The organism is Gulosibacter hominis (assembly GCF_904842695.1).
Taxonomy (GTDB): Bacteria; Actinomycetota; Actinomycetes; order Actinomycetales; family Microbacteriaceae; genus Gulosibacter; species Gulosibacter hominis.
The window spans coordinates 12,864-36,861 of the sequence record NZ_CAJGWQ010000014.1 but is presented as its reverse complement, the minus strand read 5'-3'; the positions used below and the strand labels follow the sequence as shown (position 1 = coordinate 36,861).

At 63.1% G+C, this 23,998-nt stretch carries 18 protein-coding genes; 5 read left to right on the top strand and 13 right to left on the bottom strand.

The window, feature by feature from the left end:
- Window positions 1–29 precede the first annotated feature (29 nt).
- From JMV54_RS08895 to JMV54_RS08885, 3 genes are all read right to left on the bottom strand, one after another.
- The gene (locus tag JMV54_RS08895; protein WP_201518561.1) at window positions 30–956 is read right to left on the bottom strand and encodes a glycerophosphodiester phosphodiesterase family protein; all 927 of its coding nucleotides are present in this window, start codon (window positions 954–956) and stop codon (window positions 30–32) included.
- 172 nt (window positions 957–1,128) lie between these two features.
- Window positions 1,129–2,088 (bottom strand): Bax inhibitor-1/YccA family protein, encoded by a 960-nt coding sequence (locus JMV54_RS08890; RefSeq protein WP_201518560.1) that lies wholly within the window; start codon window positions 2,086–2,088, stop codon window positions 1,129–1,131.
- 136 nt (window positions 2,089–2,224) lie between these two features.
- Entirely contained in the window at window positions 2,225–2,659 is a 435-nt protein-coding gene (locus tag JMV54_RS08885; RefSeq protein WP_201518559.1) for a DUF3054 domain-containing protein, read from the bottom strand.
- Window positions 2,660–2,745: 86 nt separating this feature from the next.
- Between JMV54_RS08885 and JMV54_RS08880 the strand changes: the two genes are divergently transcribed.
- The gene (locus JMV54_RS08880; RefSeq protein ID WP_201518558.1) at window positions 2,746–3,474 is read left to right on the top strand and encodes an NAD-dependent protein deacylase; all 729 of its coding nucleotides are present in this window, start codon (window positions 2,746–2,748) and stop codon (window positions 3,472–3,474) included.
- An 88-nt stretch (window positions 3,475–3,562) separates the two neighbouring features.
- Here JMV54_RS08880 and guaA read toward each other — a convergent pair whose 3' ends face one another.
- The 4 genes from guaA to JMV54_RS08860 all read right to left on the bottom strand — a co-directional run bounded on the left by guaA (window position 3,563) and on the right by JMV54_RS08860 (window position 7,949).
- The gene (gene guaA / locus JMV54_RS08875; RefSeq protein ID WP_201518557.1) at window positions 3,563–5,152 is read right to left on the bottom strand and encodes a glutamine-hydrolyzing GMP synthase; all 1,590 of its coding nucleotides are present in this window, start codon (window positions 5,150–5,152) and stop codon (window positions 3,563–3,565) included.
- Window positions 5,153–5,331: 179 nt separating this feature from the next.
- Window positions 5,332–5,895, bottom strand: coding sequence for a DUF3817 domain-containing protein (locus JMV54_RS08870; RefSeq protein WP_201518556.1), 564 nt, complete (start codon window positions 5,893–5,895; stop codon window positions 5,332–5,334).
- On the bottom strand, window positions 5,892–6,827 hold the full coding sequence (locus tag JMV54_RS08865) for an SURF1 family cytochrome oxidase biogenesis protein (RefSeq protein WP_201518555.1): 936 nt from the start codon (window positions 6,825–6,827) through the stop codon (window positions 5,892–5,894). Before JMV54_RS08865 ends, JMV54_RS08870 begins: the two co-directional genes overlap by 4 nt.
- 9 nt (window positions 6,828–6,836) lie before the next feature.
- Window positions 6,837–7,949: a GuaB3 family IMP dehydrogenase-related protein gene (locus JMV54_RS08860; protein ID WP_201518554.1), complete on the bottom strand. Its 1,113-nt coding sequence runs from the start codon at window positions 7,947–7,949 to the stop codon at window positions 6,837–6,839.
- Between the two features lie 207 nt (window positions 7,950–8,156).
- Between JMV54_RS08860 and JMV54_RS08855 the strand changes: the two genes are divergently transcribed.
- The 3 genes from JMV54_RS08855 to JMV54_RS08845 all read left to right on the top strand — a co-directional run bounded on the left by JMV54_RS08855 (window position 8,157) and on the right by JMV54_RS08845 (window position 16,085).
- Window positions 8,157–12,077, top strand: a complete 3,921-nt coding sequence (locus JMV54_RS08855) for a lamin tail domain-containing metallophosphoesterase family protein (RefSeq protein WP_201518553.1) — start codon at window positions 8,157–8,159, stop codon at window positions 12,075–12,077.
- A gap of 90 nt (window positions 12,078–12,167) precedes the next feature.
- Window positions 12,168–13,664 carry a glycerol kinase GlpK gene (glpK, locus tag JMV54_RS08850; protein WP_201518552.1) on the top strand — a complete coding sequence of 499 codons (1,497 nt, stop codon included), beginning with the start codon at window positions 12,168–12,170 and terminating at the stop codon, window positions 13,662–13,664.
- A 228-nt stretch (window positions 13,665–13,892) separates the two neighbouring features.
- Window positions 13,893–16,085 (top strand): NADP-dependent isocitrate dehydrogenase, encoded by a 2,193-nt coding sequence (locus JMV54_RS08845; protein WP_201518551.1) that lies wholly within the window; start codon window positions 13,893–13,895, stop codon window positions 16,083–16,085.
- 394 nt (window positions 16,086–16,479) lie between these two features.
- Here the strand turns inward: JMV54_RS08845 and guaB are convergent, their stop codons facing one another.
- The 3 genes from guaB to groES form a co-directional block, all read right to left on the bottom strand.
- Complete coding sequence (gene guaB / locus JMV54_RS08840; protein ID WP_201518550.1) at window positions 16,480–17,985, bottom strand: IMP dehydrogenase; 1,506 nt, start codon at window positions 17,983–17,985, stop codon at window positions 16,480–16,482.
- A gap of 97 nt (window positions 17,986–18,082) precedes the next feature.
- Window positions 18,083–19,006 carry an EamA family transporter RarD gene (gene rarD / locus JMV54_RS08835; protein ID WP_201518549.1) on the bottom strand — a complete coding sequence of 308 codons (924 nt, stop codon included), beginning with the start codon at window positions 19,004–19,006 and terminating at the stop codon, window positions 18,083–18,085.
- A gap of 182 nt (window positions 19,007–19,188) precedes the next feature.
- Window positions 19,189–19,485 (bottom strand): co-chaperone GroES, encoded by a 297-nt coding sequence (groES, locus tag JMV54_RS08830; RefSeq protein WP_201518548.1) that lies wholly within the window; start codon window positions 19,483–19,485, stop codon window positions 19,189–19,191.
- A 142-nt stretch (window positions 19,486–19,627) separates the two neighbouring features.
- Between groES and JMV54_RS08825 the strand changes: the two genes are divergently transcribed.
- Entirely contained in the window at window positions 19,628–20,845 is a 1,218-nt protein-coding gene (locus JMV54_RS08825) for a class I SAM-dependent methyltransferase (RefSeq protein ID WP_201518547.1), read from the top strand.
- A 44-nt stretch (window positions 20,846–20,889) separates the two neighbouring features.
- Here JMV54_RS08825 and JMV54_RS08820 read toward each other — a convergent pair whose 3' ends face one another.
- From JMV54_RS08820 to tsaB, 3 genes are all read right to left on the bottom strand, one after another.
- Window positions 20,890–21,621 carry a hypothetical protein gene (locus tag JMV54_RS08820; protein WP_201518546.1) on the bottom strand — a complete coding sequence of 244 codons (732 nt, stop codon included), beginning with the start codon at window positions 21,619–21,621 and terminating at the stop codon, window positions 20,890–20,892.
- Between the two features lie 108 nt (window positions 21,622–21,729).
- Window positions 21,730–23,361: a tRNA (adenosine(37)-N6)-threonylcarbamoyltransferase complex transferase subunit TsaD gene (tsaD, locus tag JMV54_RS08815; RefSeq protein WP_230972889.1), complete on the bottom strand. Its 1,632-nt coding sequence runs from the start codon at window positions 23,359–23,361 to the stop codon at window positions 21,730–21,732.
- Complete coding sequence (tsaB, locus tag JMV54_RS08810; protein WP_201518545.1) at window positions 23,358–23,984, bottom strand: tRNA (adenosine(37)-N6)-threonylcarbamoyltransferase complex dimerization subunit type 1 TsaB; 627 nt, start codon at window positions 23,982–23,984, stop codon at window positions 23,358–23,360. Before tsaB ends, tsaD begins: the two co-directional genes overlap by 4 nt.
- Window positions 23,985–23,998 lie beyond the last annotated feature (14 nt).

Below are 23,998 nucleotides of genomic sequence, written 5' to 3'. Positions count from 1 at the left end.
AACCCTATCCGCAACCTCCGACACAATCCCTAGGCGCCGAGCGCGGTAATCGCGCCGGCCGGATCATCACAGAACAGCGCATCCACGCCGGTTTCGGCGAGATAGTGCAGATAGTCGGCGGCATTACCGCCAAACGCCGGCGGCAAAAACTGCGGTTCGGGTCGCACCGTGTAACTAAAAATCTCTAGTCCGCGCTGATGGGCGCGCTGCACCAGGCCGCGGCTGAGCTGCGAAACATGCACCGAAATGCCGTGGTGATGCGCGGCCACCCGATCGAGTGCCGCATCCGACAACCATCCCGGCCCGGCCTCATCATGTTCAGCCACCGCCGGCGCAATCAACAGGATGCGTTTGCCCGGCAGATTTTTTTCACGCATCCGCTCAAGCAACCCGTATTCAAAGCACTCCCAGCGCACATCCCGAAGCGGTGACGCATCCCAAAGTCCGTCAAGTTGTTCAGCGAGCAATTCGGCAAAGTCGTATCCCAGCCGCCGCGTGCGGCCATCGTGTTTGAGTTCGATCACGAGCCCCACCCGCGGTGCCGTCTGCCGGGTGAGCGTCACAAGATCGGTCAGCGAAAGAATCTGTGTGAGCCGGGTGCCGCGAGCGTGCTCGCCAACCACCGCACTGTCACGACGCAGCTGCGGCAGACGCTCACGGGCGCTCAGGGTGCGCAGCTCAGCCAGCGTGAAATCCTCAGCAAACCAACCCGTTTCGGCGATGCGGCCCGCGCGTTTGCACGTGTGCCTGCCGCCGTACTCGAACCGTTCGGCGACATCGGTGGTCGACCCCAATTCGGGCTCGTGCCGCACCACCAGGATGCCGTCTTTGCTGACCACAACATCGGGTTCGACCAAATCAACCCCCGCGGCAAACGCGGCGCGGTAGCTTGCCTCAGTGTGTTCGGGCGCCACACAGGGCGCCCCGCGATGGCCAATAATGAGCGGTCTTGACACGCCAACAGTGTTTCGACGGCGGGTGACGATTTGGTTACCCGGCGCCGAATTGCATCCGAATCTTCACCATCTCGGATGCGCCGGTTCAGCGGCAGAAACGCGCGAGCGGCCACCCGTCCGGGTAGCCGCTCGCGACAGTTCGGATGCGCCCAAATTGGGATGTGCCCAGACGCTAGTCGTTCGACCGCATAATCGCAATCAGACGCAGCAGTTCGAGGTAGATGTACACCACACTCGACACCAGTGCGTAGGCACCCAACCAGCCGTACACGCGCGGCGCACCGTTACGCGAACCCTGCTGGATGAACTCGAAGTCGGCGATGAGCATGTAGGCGCCCATCACCACCGCAAAAATACCGAGGAACACACCCAGCGGAATACCGAAGATCTCAACGCCGCGCATACCCCACGGGTTGTCCATCACGTTGAACGCCATTAGCCCGAAGTTGATGAGCGAGAACACCAGGTAGCTGAGGCCGGCAATCAGGAAAAACTTGGTCACCTTCGGCGAGGTACGCACCTTACCCGAGGTGAACAGCGCCAGCGTGACGCCGACCACCACGAAGGTTGCCAGTACCGCCTGGATCACAACGCCGGGGAAAAATGCCTCGAGATAGGCCGAGTAGCCGCCGACGAGCAACCCCTCAGCGACCGCGAAGACCATGATCAGCGGCACCCGCACCTGCTTACCAAAGGCGAGCACCAGGCCGATGATGAGCGCCGCGAATGAACCGGCGATCGCAAGACCCAGGCCGAGTGCCGGCTGAGCGACGGTGATGAACCAGTTAACAACGGCCGTGACCAACACGATGCCGAAGAGCATCGCCGACTTGGCGAGCGTGTCTTCAACGCTCATCCGGTCCATCTGGTCGGCCGAAGCTGCCGGCATACCGTACTGGTGGTTCAGCGCATCCGCCGAAGGGGCATATTGCTGCTGCGGGCCGGGCTGCTGCCAGCCGGTTTGGGTGCCATACTGCGGGGCACCGTACTGCGGAGCGCCGGGCTGCTGCCAGCCGGGAGCCGCCTGCTGTTGCGCTCCAAACTGAGCCGCACCGCCCTGCTGAGCATAAGCGGGCTGCTGTGATGCAGTGCCGTTGAAATAGGGGTTGCGCTCGAGCGCTGCGTTAGCCATTGAAAGGGCCTCCAAGCGTAGTCATGGCAGAACTTCCGCCCAGTTTACGGACCGTTCCCCAAAAAATCTGCTTAAACCGTCCAGCTTTATGCCATGTTCACCCACAGCTTTACGCCACGCTGGCCGGGGTTACGACTCAGGCTGTGCTCGCGCTGCGCTCCTCCAGCCGCTCAGCAAACGCCCGGTCGCTATGCAACAAAAGCCTCGGCAACAGCAAGAATGCGCCCAGCACGCCAGCGGTTACCAATACGAACGGCAAGGCAGCAGTGTCGCCGGTCATCAAGCGAATACCAACGCCACCGAACACGGTCATCACCCAGATGATCACGCCAGCTGCCCACAGCCGAGTGGGCGCGAGCAACACGATTCGAAGCTGCCCCGCTGCGCAAACAAAAATCCATGCCGCTACCAGCGCGAGCAAAAACGGCATCGCGGTGATCAAAATCTCGAGCACATCAAATACAAGATGGTGGCTCGCGCGGCCAGTTGCGGTAAAGATGATGATGACTGCGGCATCAAGCAAAAGCGCAATCCAGGGATGACGGGTATAACCAGCACGAATTGCTTTCACCCGGCCAAGCCTACACCGGCGGTATTGGCCGGCCAACGAAACTAGAACGGAACCACGACAGCTTTCGCACTGGGAGCGGAGATCGGATGAACGACAAACTCACTCGGGCGCGGCAAGCGCTCTCGGGAGCACGGCAAATAGCGGTGCTGACCGGCGCGGGCATGTCGACCGAGGCGGGCATCCCTGATTTTCGTTCGGCAACCGGCCTCTATAGCCGCAAACACGACTACCCGCCCGAGTATTTACTCTCAATCGACTGCCTTGAAACGCATCCCGAACTATTTTTTGACTACCTGCGCACCAATCTCAATTTTCAAGGAGTGCAACCGGACGCCGCCTATCGACTCTTGGCCGCGCTCGAGCAGCAAGAGCGGGTGGGCGGAATCATCACGCAAAACATCGACGGCCTTCACGCCGCCGCTGGTTCGCAGCGGGTGGTGGAAGCGCACGGCTCGCTCACGCGGTTTTACTGCACCGGATGCGGGCGTCAGGCCGATGCCAGCGAGCAGATGCAACCGACGGCCCCGTGCCGTTGCGAGTGCGGCGGGCTACTGCGCCCGGATGTGGTGCTGTATGGCGAAGCGCTACCAAATATTGATGCGGCGTTTGAGCTGGCTGACCGATCGGATGCACTGCTCGTGCTCGGCACCTCGCTGGTCGTGTATCCGATCGCGGCGATCCCCCAGCGATGCCTTTCACTCGGCAAACCCGTGGTGATCATCAACCGCGATGCTACCGGCTACGAGCATGCCGAGGGTGTGGTCGAACTGCATTCGAGCATCGGCGAAACGCTGCCGCGGCTATTTGCCGAATGAGCCGTGCGCGGCGACGTCGCTCAGCGCAACCTCTAAAAGCCAACGGCCCGGTGCAAACAAGAAAGCGGCCCGAAGGCCGCCCGCTTGTTTATTCCCACTCGATAGTCCCCGGAGGCTTCGAGGTGACGTCGAGCACCACTCGGTTAATGCCATCCACCTCGTTGGTGATGCGGTTTGAAATGCGTGCGAGCACCTCGTAGGGCAGCCGCGACCAGTCGGCAGTCATCGCATCCTCGCTCGAAACCGGACGCAGCACGATCGGGTGCCCGTAGGTGCGACCGTCACCCTGCACGCCCACCGAGCGCACATCCGCGAGCAGCACCACCGGGCACTGCCAGATCTGGCTGTCGAGGTCGGCAGCGGTGAGCTCTTCGCGCACAATGGCGTCGGCCTCGCGCAGCAGGTCGAGCCGCTCACGAGTCACCTCGCCGATGATGCGGATGCCCAGACCCGGTCCCGGGAAAGGCTGCCGGGCGACGATCACCTCGGGAACACCGAGTTCGCGGCCAATCGCGCGCACCTCATCCTTAAACAGCGCGCGCAGCGGCTCAACGAGCTCAAATTTCATGTCTTCGGGAAGCCCGCCAACATTGTGGTGCGATTTGATGTTCGCGGTGCCGGTGCCGCCACCCGACTCAACAACATCCGGGTAGAGGGTGCCCTGGACGAGGAATTTGATTTCGCCGGGAATGTCATCGGTGCGCGAGGCGGCAACGAGTTCGGCAGCTGTTTTTTCGAACACACGAATGAACTCGCGACCGATGATCTTGCGTTTGGTTTCGGGGTCGGTAACACCGGCGAGTTCACCCAAGAACTGGTCGACTGCATCCACCACCACCAGGCGCACGCCGGTTGCTGCCACAAAGTCGTTTTCGACCTGTTCGCGTTCGCCGGAACGCAGCAGGCCGTGGTCGACGAACACGCAGGTGAGCTGCTCGCCCACGGCGCGCTGCACGAGCGCTGCCGCCACCGCCGAGTCGACACCACCCGAAAGTGCGCAGATCACCTCATCGTTACCGATCTGTTCGCGGATGCGGGCAACCTGCTCATCGATGATCGAGGCCGCGCTCCAGTCGGCCGGCAGCCCCGCCGAGCGGTGCAAAAACGACTCGATGAGCTCCTGGCCGTGCTGCGAGTGCAGCACCTCGGGGTGCCACTGCACGCCATAGAGTTTGCGCTGCTCGTCGGCGAATGCCGCCACCGGCGTCGCGTCGGTGGCAGCCAGCACCGTAAAGCCTTCGGGGGCACGCACCACCGAGTCACCGTGCGACATCCACACGATCTGGTCGTGCGGCTGCTCGGCAAACAGGGTCGATTCCACCGGTTCGAGACGAACGGCGGTCGAGCCATATTCACGCTTGCCGGTGCGGGCGACCTCGCCGCCGAGGGCAGTGGCCATGGTCTGGAAGCCGTAGCAAATCCCAAGCATCGGAACACCCAGCGCAAAAATCTCGGCGTCAAAACCGGGGGCATCTTCGGCATAAACACTCGAGGGCCCACCCGAGAGCACCATCGCCACCGGGTTTTTTTCGCGCACCTGCGCGGCAGAGATGGTGCTCGGCACGAGCTCGCTGTACACACCGGCTTCGCGCACGCGGCGCGCGATCAGCTGGGCATACTGCGCGCCAAAATCGACGACGAGTACCGGACGGGCTTCGGTAACAATTGGGGCAGTCACCCGGTCATTGTATTCCGAATGGCGAGCTGCCCGCACGGTGCCGCGCTGACCGGCATCGCGAGCGTGCGTGCGCGGTGGGGCCGGTGGCCCCGGAGTGAGCTCAGCGGAAAAATTTCGGGCCAGGATGCGCCCCACAGCATCCTGGCCCCGAAATCTGGAGAAAAACTCACCACCGTTCGCTACACGTCAGCCGCTTCCCCACCGCGACGCTTGACCTCGTCGGCGACCTCGGCGTCAAGCGCCGCGCGCTCGGCGTCGCTCAGCGACGCTTCGATGCGGTCGAGCTCGGCCTGCTCATCATCGTGTGCCGCCCAAAATTCGCCGTATTCGGCCAATTGCCGCTTTGCACGGCGGGCCATCAGCGCCTCGGTGATGAATGAAAGGAACGGCACCACACCACCGCCGGCCATCGCCAGCAACCAGCCGAGCTCCCATTTCATGCGCTGCCACACCAGGTAGCTGGCGATCAAATACACGACGTAGAACCAGCCATGAATGATGAGGATCCATCGCGAAAGGTTCACCGCCACCACGGTGTTTTCAGGCACCGTGGTGATGAACCCGAACGGCCCGAGGAGCTCGATTTCGAGGTGGAAGGCGTATTTCAGCACCATCTCGACCACCAGCAGCAACAGCAAAATACCGGTGATCCAGGCGGTGATTTTATAAAAACCCAAAAAGCGCCGGATAGTGGGAAACTCGCGCGGATGCGGAATGGTGCGCGGGTCTATCTGGTCGCTCATGATTCGTCCTTTCGATCAGTCGCCTCGGCGCGCTGCGCCGCAATTTTCAATAGCTTTTCGCGCCGAATCTCAGCTGCCAACCGGTCAGGTGCTTCGGCTGCCGCGGCGCGTTCGGCCAGGTATTCGTCACGCACCAGCCGCCACCAGATATACAGCGCCATACCAATGAAGATGACCCATTCAATGGCATAAAAAATATTGAGCAGGTTGAGCTGCAGGCTCTGGTCGACACCAACCAGTGCGATCGCCTCGACATCATTCGGCAGCGAAAGCTCAGGGATGATACTTGCGCTCACCAGCGTGGCCGAGTAGTAGCCCGGCGAAGACTCTGACCAGAGATTGATCAGCTGCCCCGGGGCGAGCGTCAGCACGGTTTGCGGATCGGCAGCCTTACGCGCGGGCCGAGGCTCGGAGGGTGGCTGCAGCTGCGCCACCACGCTGACTGTTTCGGAATCGTCAGCTGATGGCGGCACAACATTGTGGAGGCTGTTAGCGATTTCGTGAGCCCGGCCGCGGTCAGCGACCCAACCGAGTGCCACGGGGATGCTCGGATGCATACCTGCGACAGTTTCGGGCGCGTCAATTGCAACATCGGCCACCGGTGCGGCATCGGCGACGATGAGCCGCGCCATCAGCCAATAGCCTTCGGCACCATCCTGCAGCCGGCCCTCAACCACGACCGTATCTCGGCCATCCAGCCAGCCCTCGGCCACGATCATGCGCCCGGCGGCTTCTTCGGTTACTCCCACACCGGGCTCGAGCAGCTGACCCAGCGGGACTTCGCGCTGATACTCATCGGCGTCAACCGGTGCCCGCGCGCTGCTAAACGCCGAGTTCAGCTGCCACCAGCTCAGCGCAGCAAACAGCCCGCATGTCACCAGCGCAACCACCAGCAGCGCCAGCCACTTGGGCCGCAGCGCGGTACGCAGCATACCGCCCACCTAGTTGCCGACGATGGCGATATCTGCGCGCTGGAACGACTTCACGTCGGTGTAACCGCAGTTCGCCATCGCGCTGCGCAGGGCGCCAACGAGGTTCGATTCGCCGAGTGCCTGCGTGGCAGGGCCCTTCACGATCTGCTCGAGCGAACCCGCGGCACCAACCTCCACCCGGTGGCCGCGCGGCAAGCGCTCGTGGCGCGCTTCAGCGCCCCAGTGCCAGCCGCGCCCCGGTGCCTCGTTCGCGCGCGCCAGCGCGGTGCCGAGCATGACCGCATCCGCGCCGCAGGCGATTGCCTTCACGATGTCGCCCGAGCTGCCCACACCGCCGTCGGCGATGACGTGCACGTAACGGCCGCCCGATTCATCCATATAGTCACGGCGGGCGCCGGCCACATCGGCAACGGCAGTAGCCATCGCCGACTGGATGCCGAGCACGCGGCGCGTGGTCGAGGCGGCACCGCCGCCAAAGCCCACAAGCACGCCGGCGGCACCGGTGCGCATCAGGTGCAGTGCCGAGGTGTAGCTAGCGGCACCACCCACGATGACCGGGGTGTCGAGTTCGTAGATGAACTTCTTGAGGTTGAGCGGCTCTTTGGTTTCGCTGACGTGCTCGGCCGAAACGGTGGTGCCGCGAATCACGAACACATCGGCACCGGCCGCGAGCACATCTTCATAGTGCTCCTGGGTGCGCTGCGGTGACAGTGCACCAGCCACCACCACGCCGGCATCGCGCAGCTGCTGCAGGCGGGCTTTGATGAGTTCACCCTTGATCGGTTCGGCATAAATTTGCTGGATGCGCGCCGTCGCCTGTTTTGCGGGCAGGTCGGCGATCTCGGCCAGCAGCGGCTCGGGGTCGTCATAGCGGGTCCACAGACCCTCGAGATCGAGCACACCGAGACCCCCCAGGTTGCCAAATTCGATGGCGGTTGCGGGGCTCATCACCGAGTCCATCGGCGCGGCCATGAACGGCACCTCAAAATTAAAGGCGTCGATCTTCCACGCCGTGCTCACGTCTTCTGGATCACGTGTGCGGCGCGAAGGCACAATCGCTACATCGTCGAACGAATACACGCGGCGGGCACGCTTGGCGCGGCCGATCTCAATTTCAGTCACCCCTCTAGGGTATCCGGTTGCGCTGCGTACTCGCCCAAGCCGCCAGCGAAACTTACACGCATATGCACGCCATCACGTAACTCTCACGTCAATCGAAATTTGATGGGCGGTCATACAGCACCACTACCTTGCAGGCGCGCTTACCCATGACCGGTAGCCGCATAAGCCTTCAACCGGGCTCCGAGCCCTCGAAAGTGGTAGATAAATATGTCTCGGTTCCGAACCACCGCATCCAGCGCGACGGCGCCGCCTCGCCGTCTCGTCAAGATGACGACGCTCGCAACCATAGTCACGGCGCTCATCGCGCCCTTCGCACCTCTAAGCGCGGCGGCCGCTCCGGCAGCACCGATGCCGATCGCCCCGAACAAGTACGACATCGAACCAAATAGCGATGTACTGATCAGCGAAGTTGCCGCTGGTGGCGCCGGCGCCTCCAGCCAGGCAAACCGCAACGCCGACAAAAACTTCATTGAGCTCACCAACTATGGCACCGAGCCCGTTGATATTTCGGGCTGGCGCATCTACCGCTGCGGTCAAACCGGTGGTGGCTATGGCCCGCAGGCCGTGGTCGCCGACGGCACTGTGCTCCAACCCGGCGCCCAGTACACCACCGCCGCCGAGCGCTCGGGCTACGACGCCGACAGCCACTACTCCACCAACCTGCACGTATTTGGTTTCGGCGCCTTCATCGAGAACGCCGAGGGCCAGCGTCAGGATGCGATTGGCTTCTACCACCCGGATGTGGCGACCGACTGCGCCAACAACGGCCAGTGGCTGCAGGGCGGTCTCCAGCACCGGCTCGATGAGTCGCACCAGCGCGTCGGCAACACCGGCAACCTCGAGGCCGACTGGATTATCGCCGAACGAACCGTTGGCGCCCCTAACCGCACCGAGACCACCCGCACCGAAATTGACAACGGCCTGCGCATCACCGAAGTTGCCAATGGTGGTTTGGGTTCGCCCCACGATCAGTATGTTGAACTCACCAACCTCGGCGACAAGACGGTGAATGTCGGCGGCTACCAGCTGTTCCGATGCGGTGAAAATGGCTCGCAGTACCTGCAGATTGGCAGTCTGCCGGCAGACGACATCGCGCCGGGCGAAACCTATCTACTCACCGGCAAACAGTCGACCGAAAGCCTCGACGCGAAAGCCACCTGGGGCACCTCGATGCACTGGCGTGATTTTGGCGTGATGCTGCTCACCGAGGACGAACAGATCGTCGACCGGATGGGCGTTTACGACAACCGGAACAGCCCCTGCAGCAAGGGCGCGCCGGTGCACGAAAAGCCAAACCACTTCGCCAATGAGGTGCTGGTGCGCGTTGCCGACACCGGCAACAACCTCGACGACTTCACCATCTCAAGCGTGCGCACCCCCGGTGTGTACGAAGACGCTCCCAAGACCGGCCGCGCCGAACGCTCGGCTATCGACAGCATCCGCATCAGCGAGCTCACCGCGGCCGGCCCCGCCGGCACCGAGGACGAGTTTGTCGAGCTCGCCAACTATGGCACCGAACCGGTCAACCTTTCGGGATGGAGCGCCCGTCGCTGCTACGGCACCGGACAGCCCGGCGTGGGTAGCGACGTACAGGTCGCCGACCTCGGCGATGTCACGCTGAACCCGGGTGAAACCTACCTGATGGCCGCCACCGGGGCACCGGCCGAGCTGCGCGACCGCGCTCACTCCACCTACCCCGTCGGACTCAACCAGAAGGACGGGTTCGGCATGTACATCATGGACAACACCGGTGCAATGGTTGATGCCGTGGCCGTCTACGATTCGGCGATGAACAACTACACCCCCTGCGTGCAGGGTGAAGAGATGCGTCACTACCTGAAGTATGACGAGGCCGAAAGCGCCACCCGCGTCGAGGGCAAGAACGAGCGCGACAATGAGCTCGATTTTGTGGCCGCGCCCCGCACCCCCGGTGAACTCAGCGATGCCCCGAATGTCGACCCCACCAAGCCACTGCCTGGTGAACTCGACCCGGTTGCGGTTGACACCAACCGCGTCCCCAACACCCCGGCTACAGACCTCACCGACGGCAACGGTTCAGTGGTGGCCGCCGACCAGGACGGCAACACCGTGGCAATTACCGGCACCGTCGCCGATGTGCGCGACAGCAGCCCAGTGAAGGTTTTTGCTGGCACCACTTCCGACGCTGTGCCCGCGTCATTGCAGCCGGCAGCGGATGAACAGCCGCTCGAAACCGCACAGACACTGACCGCCAAGGGTTCAACCGGCGCATTCCCCTATCAGCGTTTCGAGATTCCGGTCACTGACCCGGCCGACGCCGGGGAGTTTGTGTGGGCCGGCAAAACATCGTCACGTAATGAGATCCAGCTGCTTGGCTGGGATGCAGAAAAGGCAGCCTGGGCTCACTTGAGCTGGGCAGTCCCCTCAGCTGACGGCGACATCGTGCTCACCGCACCGATTCCGGCAGACGCAATCGTTGATGGCACCGCGCACATCATGGTGATTGATGGGCCGCGCACCAACGGTGGACTGCTCGACGAGGTGAATGTCATCGACCAGGCCTTCGCCAACCCCGGTGACTACGATTTCGCAATCAACCACATGACCGACACCCAGTTCTATTCGGAAGGCTTCCGTGATGTCTTCCGCAAGATGGCAACCTGGGTTGTGGCAAATGCTGACGGTCGCAAGATTGCATACAACTCGCTCACCGGCGACATCATCGAAAACTGGATGAACGGCAACCACCAGCACGAGCGCGCTAACCGCGAGTTCCAGGCGGCCAAAGACATCATGAGCTACATCAATGATGCCGATATCCCCAACGGTGTGCTGCCCGGAAACCACGACAACATGTGGGGCCACAATAACGACAAATACAACGAGTATTTCCCAACCGAGATGTACTCGAACAAGCCCTGGTATGGCGAAGCATGGCGTGATGGCGACAACTCAGCCCACACCGACTTCTTTAGCCACGAGGGTGTCGAGTTCCTCGTGATCAATCTCCCCTACCGCCCCTCGATGGAACAGATGGAGTGGGCTTCACAGCAGGCGAAGGATCACCCGAACCACAATGTGATCCTCGCAACGCACTCCTATCTGTACACCTCCGGTGAGCGTGACAGCACCAGTCTTCGCTACACCGGCAACGCCACCGATATGTGGGATGTGGTTGTCGCGCCGAATGACAATGTGTTCCTTGTCTTCGGTGGTCACTACCACGGGGTGTCAACTCAGTACGCCGATCCAAAGACCGGCGAGCAGACAAATGCGGTTGAAATTGGTCGCGACACGGTTGCGGTCACCAATGTTGGCGCGAATGGGCGAACTGTGGTCGAGATGCTCGCCGACTACCAGGGATACCGCTCAACGCAGGTTGACGGTGACCCGAAGGCCACCCGCGCCGACCTGCTCGACCGCGACACCGGATTCCAGCGACTGCTGCAATTCGATCTGGATGCCAGCCTGATGGCGGTCAATGCCTACTCGCCGCACCTCGACTCGTTCGAGGCGTGGAAGTATGACGAGCCGAGCTTCCGAGGTGACGCTGCACGCTACACCGCTGCCGATGATGAGTTCGTTGCACACGTGTCAATCAAGCGTGATCTGGCGCTCGAAAGCACCACCTGGGCGGTGACCGGCCCGGCTAGCGAGTTCACGAAGGCAGACGGGATTGCTCAGGGTGCAGAACACACCTTCGAGCTGTCGGCTACCGAAACTGAGCGTCTCTGGTTCGTCACCGTGACCGATGACGACGGCAATGTGGTGCGTTCGCTACCGCAGTCGCTGGTCACGAAGCCGACGGAAACTCCTGTCCCCACCGACCCGGGAGCAACCGAACCGGAGACTACCGAGCCGGAGACTACCGAGCCGGAAACAACCGAACCGGAAACAACCGAACCGGAGACTACCCAGCCGGAAGAAACCGCACCGGAACAGACCGAAGCGGAACAGACCGAAGCGCCGATCGGCAGCTCGCCAGCGACACCGCTGCCGACAACCGCCGAAACCGACGCTGAAGCATCCGGAACCGGCACGCTCTCGGAAACCGGCGCAGCCAATCTGGCGCCGCTGACGGCAGCCACGCTGATACTGCTTGCCCTCGGCACCGCCCTGGCACTGCGGCGCCGCCACGCGGAACGCTAACCCGCTCCGCACCCACGATGGTGGGCTCGGTCAACTTATGACCGAGCCCACCACGCCTTTCCACGGCACCAAACCTGTCAGACTGGACCAATGAGCGAGTTCATCTGCGCCATCGACCAGGGAACAACATCTTCGCGCGCCATCATTTTTGACCGCGCCGGACACATCCGCGGCACCGGTCAGCGCGAACACACCCAGCACTTCCCCAGCCCGGGATGGGTGGAACACGACCCGCTCGAAATCTGGCGCAATGTGCGCGAAGTGATCGGGCTCGCGCTCGGCGCCGCAGAAATCACCGCCGCCAACCTCACCGCCGTCGGCATCACCAACCAGCGCGAAACCACCGTGCTTTGGAGCCGCCAAACCGGACTGCCGGTGCATCCCGCAATTGTCTGGCAAGACACCCGCACCGAAGCGATCGTGCAACGTTTCGCACCGCAGGCCGACCGCATCCGCGAGCGCAGCGGCCTGTTCCCCAGCACCTATTTTTCGGCCACCAAACTCGTGTGGCTATTTGAAAACAACCCGCAACTGCGCGAGCAGGCAGAAGCGGGTGAGCTCATGTTCGGCACCATCGACTCGTGGCTGCTGTGGAACCTCACCGGCGGCGTCAACGGCGGGGTGCACGCCACCGACGTCACCAACGCCTCGCGCACACTGCTGATGAACATCGACACCTGCCAGTGGGATGCGCAGCTGCTTGAGATTTTCGATATTCCGGCCGCGATTTTGCCCGAGATTCGCTCATCGAGCGAGGTGTACGGCACTGCCGCCACGCAGTCGCTGCTGCACGGCACCCCCATCGCCGGCATTTTGGGCGACCAGCAGGCCGCAACCTTTGGGCAGGCGGCGTTTACCGCCGGGGCGGCAAAAAACACCTACGGCACCGGGTCGTTTTTGCTCTACAACACCGGTGAAACGCCGGTGCGCTCCAAGCACGGGCTGCTCACCACCGTGGCCTATCGACTCGGCGACGCCGCGCCCGTTTATGCACTCGAGGGATCGGTGGCGGTAACCGGCACCCTGGTGCAGTGGTTGCGCGACAATCTCGGCATCATTGATTCATCGGCGGCAATTGAGCCGCTGGCCGCCTCGGTTGCCGACAACGGCGGCTGCTATATCGTGCCCGCCTTTTCGGGGCTTTTCGCGCCCTGGTGGCGTCCGGATGCGCGCGGCGTGATTACGGGACTCACCGGCTACGTGCACCGCGGCCATATTGCTCGCGCGGCGCTCGAATCGACCGCCTACCAGGTGCTGGATGTGTTGCGCGCCTGTGATGCTGACGCCGGGGTGCCGCTGACAGAGCTACGCGTTGATGGCGGTATGACCGTGAACAATATGCTCATGCAATTTCAGGCGGATGTGCTGGATGTAGCGGTGGTGCGACCCGAGGTGGTCGAAACCACGGCGCTCGGCGCTGCTTTTGCGGCCGGGCTCGCTACGGGATTTTGGCAGTCGCTTGATGAATTGCGCGGGCTCTGGCGGGAAGACCGCCGCTTCATCCCGCAAATGTCTGCCGCCGAACGCGAAAAGTTGGTGGCGGGTTGGCGGCGCGCGGTTGAGCACTCGTTCGGGCTGGCAAATTAGCCCGCGGCGCTGTTGCTGCGGGTGTTTACTCACGACGCGTTCACCGGCGTCGGCGACGAGATCGCTAAACTCAAAGAGAAATCTCGACGTCAAGAGAGTTTGTGAGGTCGGGTGCCGCAAATCGCCAGCTGGCACCGAACCGAATCTGGTTCGATGGACGTAACCGGCCGCGGTGACAACCGCATCCCGACCCGCCGCTTTCCGTGATCACGATTGGAGCGCACGCTAATGGCGAAGATCATCTACACCTACACCGACGAGGCCCCACTACTTGCCACCCACTCGTTCCTGCCGATCGTGCAGGCCTACGCGCGGCAAGCCGGCGTCGAGGTCGACACCCGTGACATCTCACTCACCGGCCGCATCCTCGCCAACTTCCCCGAGGCACTCGACGAATCGCAGCGCATCGGTGACGCGCTCGCTGAACTCGGCGACCTCGCCAAAACTCCCGAGGCCAACATCATCAAACTGCCGAATATTTCGGCCTCGATTCCGCAGCTGAAGGCCGCCATCGCCGAACTACAAGCCCAGGGCTACGCGGTGCCCGACTACGATGCTTCGCCCGAGGTGCAGGCCCGCTACGACAAGATCAAGGGCTCGGCCGTTAACCCGGTGCTGCGCGAGGGGAACAGCGACCGCCGCGCACCTAGCGCCGTGAAAAACTTCGCCCGCAAGCACCCGCACTCGATGGGCGCCTGGGCCGCCGACTCAAAAACCCGCGTCGCCACCATGGGTGAAAACGACTTCCGCTCGAACGAGCAGTCGGTGGTGATGCCCGCCGACGACACCCTCACCATCCGCCACATCGACGCCGCCGGCAACACCACCGTGCTCAAGGATGGCCTCGCGGTGCTCGCCGGTGAGGTCATCGACTCGACCGTGATGCGCGCCGCCGCCCTCGACGAGTTTTTGCGCGCCCAGGTGGCCCTCGCCAAAGAAGAGAACGTGCTGTTCTCGACCCACCTGAAAGCCACCATGATGAAGGTCAGCGACCCCATCATCTTCGGCCACGTGGTGCGCGCCTACTTCCCCGATCTGTTCGACACCTACGGGGATGTGCTCGCCGCCGCCGGCCTCTCACCCAACAACGGTCTCGCCAGCATCATCGCCGGTGTCGAAAACCTGCCCGAACGCGATGAAATCCTCGCCGCCATCGAACGCGGCTACGCCGAGGGTCCGCGCCTGGCCATGGTGAACAGTGACAAGGGCATCACCAACCTGCACGTTCCGAGCGACGTGATTGTGGATGCATCCATGCCGGCCATGATTCGCATCGGCGGCAAAATGTGGGGCCCGCAGGGTGAAGAGGCCGACACGATCGCGGTACTCCCCGACTCGTCATACGCTGGCGTCTACCAGGCCGTGATCGACGATTGCAAGGCCAACGGCGCATACGACCCCGCCACGATGGGTTCAGTGCCGAACGTTGGGCTCATGGCACAGAAGGCTGAAGAGTACGGCTCACACGACAAAACCTTCGAAATTGCCGCCGATGGCCGCGTCGAAGTGGTCAACGCAACCGGTGAGGTGCTCATGTCGCACGAGGTCGCTTCGGGCGACATCTGGCGCGCCTGCCAAACCAAGGATGCACCGATTCGCGACTGGGTGAAGCTGGCGGTTACCCGTGCCCGCCTGTCGAACACGCCGGCAGTGTTCTGGCTCGACGAAACCCGCGCACACGACCGCAACCTCATCGCCAAGGTCAACGAATACCTCGGTGACCACGACACCGAGGGGTTGGATATCCGCATCCTCTCGCCGATCGAGGCGACCAAACTCTCGGTCGAACGCATCCGCCGTGGTGAAGACACCATTTCGGTGACCGGGAACGTGCTGCGTGACTACCTCACCGATCTCTTCCCCATTCTCGAGGTGGGCACCTCTGCGAAGATGCTCTCGGTGGTGCCGCTGATGAACGGCGGTGGCCTGTTTGAGACCGGTGCTGGTGGTTCGGCGCCAAAGCACGTTGAGCAGCTGGTGGCAGAAAACCACCTGCGCTGGGATTCGCTGGGTGAGTTCATGGCGCTGGCCGAGTCGTTGCGATTCGAGTCGCAGCGCGGGAACGCCGCCGCTGGCGTGCTTGCCGACACGCTCGATGCCGCCACCGAACGACTGCTCGACGAGAGCCGCTCTCCCTCGCGCAAGGTCGGCGAGATCGATAACCGCGGTTCGCACCTGTGGCTGGCTCGCTACTGGGCCGAGGCGCTCACCAAGCAGACCGACGATGCAGCGCTCGCCGCAAAATTTGCACCGCTGGCAGACGCCTTCGCCGCCGACGGTGACGCGATCGCCCAGGAGCTGCTCGACGTGCAGGGCCGGGCTGTTGAGCTGGGCGGCTACTACCGTCCCGACACCGACAAGACCAATACGGTGATGCGTCCGAGCGCGAAGTTCAACGAGCTGTTGGGGCTGCTCGACTAGTACCGCCGGCACGGTCGCGAGCCCCTCGACGACGCATCCGCCTCGCCGGGCGCGCACACCCGCGCGCACACGCACACCGCCCACAACGACGCATCCGCCTCGCACCGCACGCACACCTCCCACAACGGCGCATACGCCTCGCCGAGCGCGCTAACTTCGCCAAATGTGTGTCTCCGCGTCATTTGTGTGTGTTCTGCCACATACAAATGACGCGGACACACACAAATCCCGTGGGGGGGCGAGGTCGCGCGGTGGGAGCGGGGCCGCTCGGTCGCGCGGTGGGAGCGGGGCCGCGCGGTCGCGCGGTCGGGCGGGGCGCCGAGCGAGGGGCGTCGAGAGTGCAAAGCAAGGGGGGCGGGCATCCAAGTCAGGATGCCCGCCCCCACTTTTGTGCTTAGCGGCGGTAGTTCGGCGCCTCCACCACCATCTGCACATCGTGCGGGTGCGATTCTTTCAGCCCTGCCGGCGTGATCCGCACGAAGCGGCCGCGCTGCTGCAGCTCGGGCACCGTGCGCGAACCCACATAGAACATCGACTGGTGCAGCCCACCAATCAGCTGGTGCACGTTCTGGCGCACCGTACCCCGGTAGGGCACCTTGCCCTCGATACCCTCGGCGATGAGGTCATCATCGGTGGGCACATCGGCCTGGAAGTAGCGGTCGCGCGAGTACGAGGTCTTTTTGCCCCGCGTCTGCAAGGCTCCCAGTGACCCCATTCCGCGGTACTGCTTGTACTGCTTACCGTTCACAAAAATCAGATCGCCCGGTGCCTCATCGGTGCCGGCAAGCAGCGACCCAAGCATCACCGAGTTCGCACCCGCCACGAGCGCCTTGGCGATATCACCCGAGTACTGCAGGCCACCGTCAGCGATCACCGGAACACCGCTACCCTTCGCGGCCTGGGCGGCCTCATGGATCGCGGTCACCTGCGGAACACCCACTCCGGCAACCACGCGCGTCGTGCAGATCGAGCCGGGACCGACACCCACCTTGATTGCATCCGCACCGGCATCGATGAGCGCCTTCGCGCCCTCTCGAGTGGCGATATTGCCGCCGATAACGTCAACGTTTTTAAATGCCGGGTCGCTCTTAAGCCGCTTGATCATCTCGAGCTCACCGCGCGAGTGACCGTTGGCCGTGTCAACCACGATGACGTCCACGCCGGCATCGCGCAGCGCACCGGCACGCTCCCATGCATCCCCAAAAAAGCCGATCGCGGCACCAACGATAAGCCGACCCTGCGCATCCTTCGACGCGTTCGGATACTTGTCGCGCTTATCAAAATCTTTGACGGTGATGAGCCCCTTGAGCACACCATTGTCGTCAACCAACGGCAGCTTTTCGATGCGGTGCTTGCCCAGCAGCGCAAATGCTTCGTCGCCGTCGATACCGACCTTGGCGGTGATCAACGGCTGCGAGGTCATCACCTCGCGCACCTTGGTGGTGCGCATCTCGCTCAGGGGCACGAAGCGCATATCGCGGTTCGAGATGATGCCGACGAGCTTGCCGCTGCCCTCTTCCACCACCGGCAGACCCGAAATACGGTATTGACCGCAGATTTCGTCGACCTCGGCGACGGTCATATCGGGAGTCGCGGTCACCGGGTTGGTCACCATGCCCGACTCAGAGCGCTTCACGCGGTCGACCATTTCGGCCTGGTCTTCGATCGAGACGTTACGGTGCAGGATGCCCAGGCCACCCTGGCGGGCCATGGCAATCGCCATCCGCGACTCGGTGACCGTGTCCATTGCCGCCGAGATCAGCGGCACCTTGATCGAAATATTGCGGGTCACCTGGGTCTTGGTGTCAACCTCGCTGGGGATGACATCGGTTTCTTCGGGAAGGAGAAGGACATCGTCGTAGGTGAGTCCGGTGAAAGCGAACGGGTTGTGTTCGGTCATTCTGCGCAGCTCCAGGGTCTACGGGTTGGTACACAGTGAGACTCTCATCCTACGCCCCGATGCCCGAGTGTCACGGTGAGCGCGATAACACCAGCAGCTACGCACCGGGAGTGGGCACCACCAGGTTCCGGCTCGCGCGCAGGTTGCGCACCATATCGGTCACGAACACCGTCAGTGCCACCCAGACAATCCCAAACGCGATCCAGCGTTCGACCGGCATGTGTTCGCGAAACAACACGAGCCCGGCGATGAACTGCAGCGTGGGTGCCAAAAATTGAAAGAACCCGATTTCAATCAGTGGCAGTTTTGCCGAGGCTGAGGCAAACAGCACCAGTGGCAGACTCGTAATCACGCCAGCGAATAGCAGCACCACCGTGTGGCCGGGCGAGATCGTACCGAATGTGAGGCTCCCCTGGGCGATCACCAGCGCCAGCAACACCACCGCCACCGGTGTCACCATGACGGTCTCAACCATGAATCCCGCAACCGGATCCACGCGACCACTAATTGCTTTCTTGACCACGCCGTACAGCGCGAAGGTGATCGAAATCGAAAGTGACAACCACGGCGGCGATCCATATCCAACAATCAGCACCACCACGGCTGCCACTGCGAGCCCGAGCGCCAGCACCTGCAGCGGCCGCAACCGCTCGCCGAAGACGAGCATCCCAAACAGCATCGACATGAGCGGGTTGAGATAGTAGCCGAGCGCACCCTCAAGGGGTTTATTTAGCTCAACCGACCACACATAGAGCAGCCAGTTGCCAAGCACCAGCACCCCCGCCAGCGCCAGCAGCAGCACCGTGCGTCGGTCACGCAGCAGAGCAGTGAACCGTGCCCACCGCCGCGTGATCAGCAGCACCGCCGCGCAAAACACCACCGAGAGCAGCACCCGCCAGGCAATGAGCTCGACGGTGCCGGTTGGCCGGGTGAACCACAAATAGATGGGCAGGATGCCCCAGATGCCATACGCAAATAGTGCGTGGGTGATACCGACAGCCCGGTCACTGCGTTGCGTCATGGCTGCATGTTAATGGTTTTCGAGGATCACCGGCCGCCCACCGAAGCCGAGCGTAATAGAACGCATCCGCCTCGAAACAACCGTCAGCAATCGATCAAACAAAGGCAACGGGGCGCCACCGTACTCGGTGACGCCCCGCGCGTCTGGGCGCCGATGTCAACGCATCGGCAAGTTGGCTGTGCTTAGAGCACCTTTGCCAGCACGTCACGTGCCGACAGCAGCAGGTAGGTCTCACCCGCGTACTTCACCTCGGTGCCGCCGTACTTCGAGTAGATGACTTTGTCACCGACCGCGACGTCGAGCGGAATACGGTTTTCGCCCTCGTCATCGAAACGGCCCGGGCCCACCGCGACAACTTCGCCCTCCTGGGGCTTCTCTTTCGCGGTGTCGGGGATGACCAGACCCGAGGCCGTGGTCTGCTCGGCCTCGAGCTGCTTGATGAGGATGCGATCTTCGAGCGGCTGGATGTTCACCGACACAGTTGACCTCTTTCGTTGCACAAATGCTTACTGGCTAAGTCTTAGCACTCTCACCCTGAGGGTGCTAACGATTACTCTACGGCCGGTTTCCTGGAGGTTCCAACTGAGCGCGCTCCCGGCTGTACGCCATTAGCGTAGAAGCATGAACCTTGACGACGCCCGCACCCTGCTCACTCCCGAAACCCTGGCGATGTTAAACCAGTTTGCCGAGCTCGGATCCGGGCGTGATGCGCTGGCGGCGGTGAGCGCGCTGCGCCGCGCCGGGGCCACACCGCGACAGTCGGCGGTGGTGATGTCGCAGCTGAAATTGCGCCGCCAAGCGCACCCAAAGTTTGGTGAATTTGCTCAGCGGATGCTGTTCACTCCCGACGGTCTCGCGCAGGCCACGCGCCTCGAGGTTGCGGCCCATCACGCGAATCGATTTCGCAGTGCCGGGTGTGAGCGGGTAGCCGATCTCGGATGCGGAATCGGCGCCGATTCAATGGCCATCGCCAGTCTCGGCATTGAATTGCTCGCGGTGGATGCAGATGAACTCACCGCGGCGATCGCCACCCACAACCTGGCACCGTTCCCAAACGCCACCGTTGACCAGGCACAGGCTGAAACGGTCGACCTCACCGACTTTGACGGGGTGTTTCTCGACCCGGCACGCCGCGCCCAGCGTGAGGGTGCCACCGAACACGGCGACAGCATCCGCCTCAATGATCCGGCCCAGTGGCAGCCCTCGCTCGCGTTTGCCTTCGGGCTGGCCGACGGCAGACGCGCGGTGGGAGTCAAGCTCGGCCCGGCACTCGATCACGACCTCATCCCCGACACCGCCGAGGCACAGTGGGTCTCAGTCGGTGGCGATCTCGTCGAGTGTGCGCTGTGGTTTGGGCCGGCTGCCCGTGACGGAGTGCGTCGCAGTGCGCTGCTGATTTCGGCGACCGGCACCGCCGAAATGACCGCTGCAACATCGGTTGTGGATGCGGTGCCCGACACCGCGGTCGGTGAGCTGGGTGCCTGGCTACACGAACCGGATGCGGCCATCATCCGGGGCCGCTTCATTGGCCAGCTAGCCGGACAGCTCGGTGGCCGGATGATTGCGCCACAGATTGCCTGGATCACCACGGATGTACCGGTCGAGACTCCGTTTGCGAAGTCGTTCCGGGTGTTGGAGCAGTTCAAGCTCGATATCGCCACACTCAAGCGCGAGCTGCAGGCGCGCGAGATCGGCACGCTCGAAATCAAAGTGCGCGGAGTGGATATCGATCCGCAGGATTTCCGCCGAAAACTGCAGTTGAAGGGCCGGCAGTCGGCCACGCTCATCTGCACGCGGCTCGGTGAGCGGCGCGTGGCCATCCTCGCGGAACGCAGCTAGCGCCCGGCCGCGCACAAACCATCAAGGGCAGCGCCCTGCAGGGGCTAAACGATCAGCAGCACCACCAGTGTGGCGACCGCGAGCGCAACCGCCACGACACCACCGGCGGTGGCGATCATCGACAGCGAGCGGTTTGACCGGCGCATCCCGATCACACCGGCAATGACCGCGCCGACACCGAGCACTCCCCCAACGATCCAGGCCCAGCCGGGAATCATGAGCGCGATCAGCGCAAAAAGCGCGAGTCCCAGCGCGACATAGGCGAGGGTCTGCGGCGCGGTGGTCTGCTCAGGCTCGGGCTCGTGCCCGTACTGGGTTGGCGCGAACTGTCCCTCAATGGCGGGCGCGTATCCCGCGTTGGCGGGCATCCCCGGTGTTTCTTCTTCGCGTGCCCGGCCGGGGACGAACGGCCGCTGCCCGGGCGCCTGATAGCCCGAGTTGTCTTCGGTGACACCGAAGGTGCCGCCGGCAGCGGGCACCTCGCGGTTACCGTCACGCACCACAGCTTCGACCGTTGCGGGTTCAGCATCGGTTTCGGGCAGCACAGGTCGGGCTCGCTGGATGCGCTCGTCGGCCGCGACAGCCGAATCGTCTAGCTGCTGGTCGGGATGCGCATCGCCGGTGGCACCATAAGCCGAATTTTCGTCAGTAACCCCAAATGTGCCGCCGGCAGCGGGAACTGCCGTTTCGCCCGCATCCCCCTCGTCAAGGTGGATGCTTTCATCGGGCTCATTTGCCGGCATGGGGTTCTGCGATCGGTCGTTCGATGCCGTCATCACGCCTCCAGGTAACGCTAATTGTCGTCGTCATCTTATGAGGTAAAAGTTTGCAACTTGCCGGTAATCGGGGTGCAGATGCTGGGATCCCCCAAAACTTTGACGAAATTAACGGGTCGTTTCCGTATCGGTGCCGGTTACCGGTGCCAGTTCGGATGCGCCTGTAACCACCTGGGCACACGTCATCGGCAGGGTGGAGTCGGCAGCAAAACTCACCGGCGAGGGCGCGCGACCAGCAGCAACCAGTTCGGCACCGAATGCGGCAATCATGGCGCCGTTATCGGTGCACAGTGACAGTGGCGGCACGTGCAGCGATACGCCGGCTGCCGCGCAACGCTGTTCGGCAAGTTCACGCACCCGCGCATTGGCCACCACGCCGCCACCGAGCAGCAGCCGTGGAATACCCTCATGCTGGCAGGCGTCGATTGCTTTGGTGAGCAGCACATCGGCTACGGCCTCGCGGAAGCTTGCGGCAATATCCGCCACCGGAACGGCTTCGTCGCGATCGGCGTAGCCTTCGACCGTGCGCGCCACCGAGGTTTTGAGCCCCGAAAACGAAAAATCGAACCGGTGCCGGTCACGGTCTTTGGGATGCGTCAGCCCGCGCGGGAATGTGAAGGCCCCGGGATCTCCCTCAGCAGCAACGCGGTCGATATGCGGGCCGCCGGGGTACGGCAGCCCGAGCACTCGCGCCACCTTGTCGAAGGCTTCACCGGCCGCATCGTCAATGGTTTCGCCGAGCATTCGTGAGTCGCCGGTGAGCGAATCGACTCGGATCAGCGAGGTGTGCCCGCCCGAAACCAGCAGCGCGATCGCCGGGAATTCGATGGCGGCACCCTCATCACGCAAAAGATCGGCAGCAACATGTCCAACCAGGTGATTAACGCCGTAGAGGGGTTTGCCAGTGGCGGCCGCGAGCGCTTTCGCGGCCCCCACTCCCACCATGAGAGCGCCGGCGAGCCCGGGGCCAGCAGTGACGGCAACCGCGTCAATATCGTGTAGCTCGACACCGGCCTCATCGAGCGCCTGTCGCAGCACCGGCACCATCGAATCGGCATGTGCCCGGGCTGCAACTTCTGGCACCACACCCCCGTATTTGGCGTGCTCATCCATTGATGAGGCCACGGCGTTTGCGAGCAGCTGGCGGCCGCGCACAATCCCGACGCCGGTCTCATCACAGCTCGTTTCGATACCGAGCACAAGTGGCTGTTCGGCAGCGCCCGCGCGCAGCCTCGCTTCGATCGCGGTCAGCAGCTGGTGCGCATCGGCGCGCATCACGATCGCCGCACATTGCTCGGCCGGATAATAATTTTCGCGGCGCCCAATCTCGGTGAACCCGAGCGATTCGTAGAGTGTGCGCGCCGGGGTGCCGGTTTCACGCACTTCGAGGAACACCTGCTTCGTGCCGCGGCTCTCCGCCCAGGCGGTCGCCTCGCGCAGCAGCCGGGTGGCGAGCCCGCGCCGGCGATACTCGGGCGCAACGGCGATGGTCTGCACATCACCCTCTCCTGCGCCGGCCGCCGCGAGCATCCCCACTGCACCAACGATGGTTCCGGCCAGTTCGGCCACCCAATACCCGGTGTGTTCGCTGGCAAGTTCGCTGGCAAATGCGGCCTCGCTCCACGACGCTTGTGGAAATGACTGCTCGTCGAGTGCAACCAGCTGCGGCAGGTCTGCCGCGGTGGCGGGGCGAATGGCAGGCTGCGTTGACATTTGCTGGGTTGTTGGCTGCTGAGTCATGCGGTCACTCGCTTCGGCTGCGCCCCGGGTTTCGCATCGGGCGCACGCAAATAGAGGATGTCATCGGAAATTTCGGGCAGCTGCGCCTGCTGCGCCTCGAGCCAGGCGAGCGTGAGATGGTGCGCCGAAACCTGGCGCGCATCCGCCCGGGCGAGCTCGGGATCGGCGGCGAGAATACCGGCCACTTCGTCCGGTGCAATCAGCGTGAATCCCGCGCGCGAGTGCAGCTCACCGTGTTCGTATCGGGATGCGGCCAGCTCGCGCCGGCGCGCATCCGTGGTCACCAAAACCGGGCCGGCATGATCGTGACCATGTCGCCATTCGTGCGCGATTGCATCGTGACTGGCAACCGGACGCAGCGGAATACCGGCAGCGAACGCAAAGGTGCGGGCCGCGGCCACACCCACCCGCAAACCGGTAAACGGCCCCGGTCCCATGCCACAAACAATGCCGTCGAGGTGTCGCGGACGCAGCCCCGCATCCCGCAGCACCAGTTCGATCGCAACACCCACTGCTTCAGCGTGCCGCCGCGCATCCGGCAGGCGATATTCGGCGAGCAACCGCCCGGCGTCGGTCACCACCGCAACATCGGTGCCGGCCGAGGTATCGATTGCAAGAAACATAGTCTCGAGTCTAC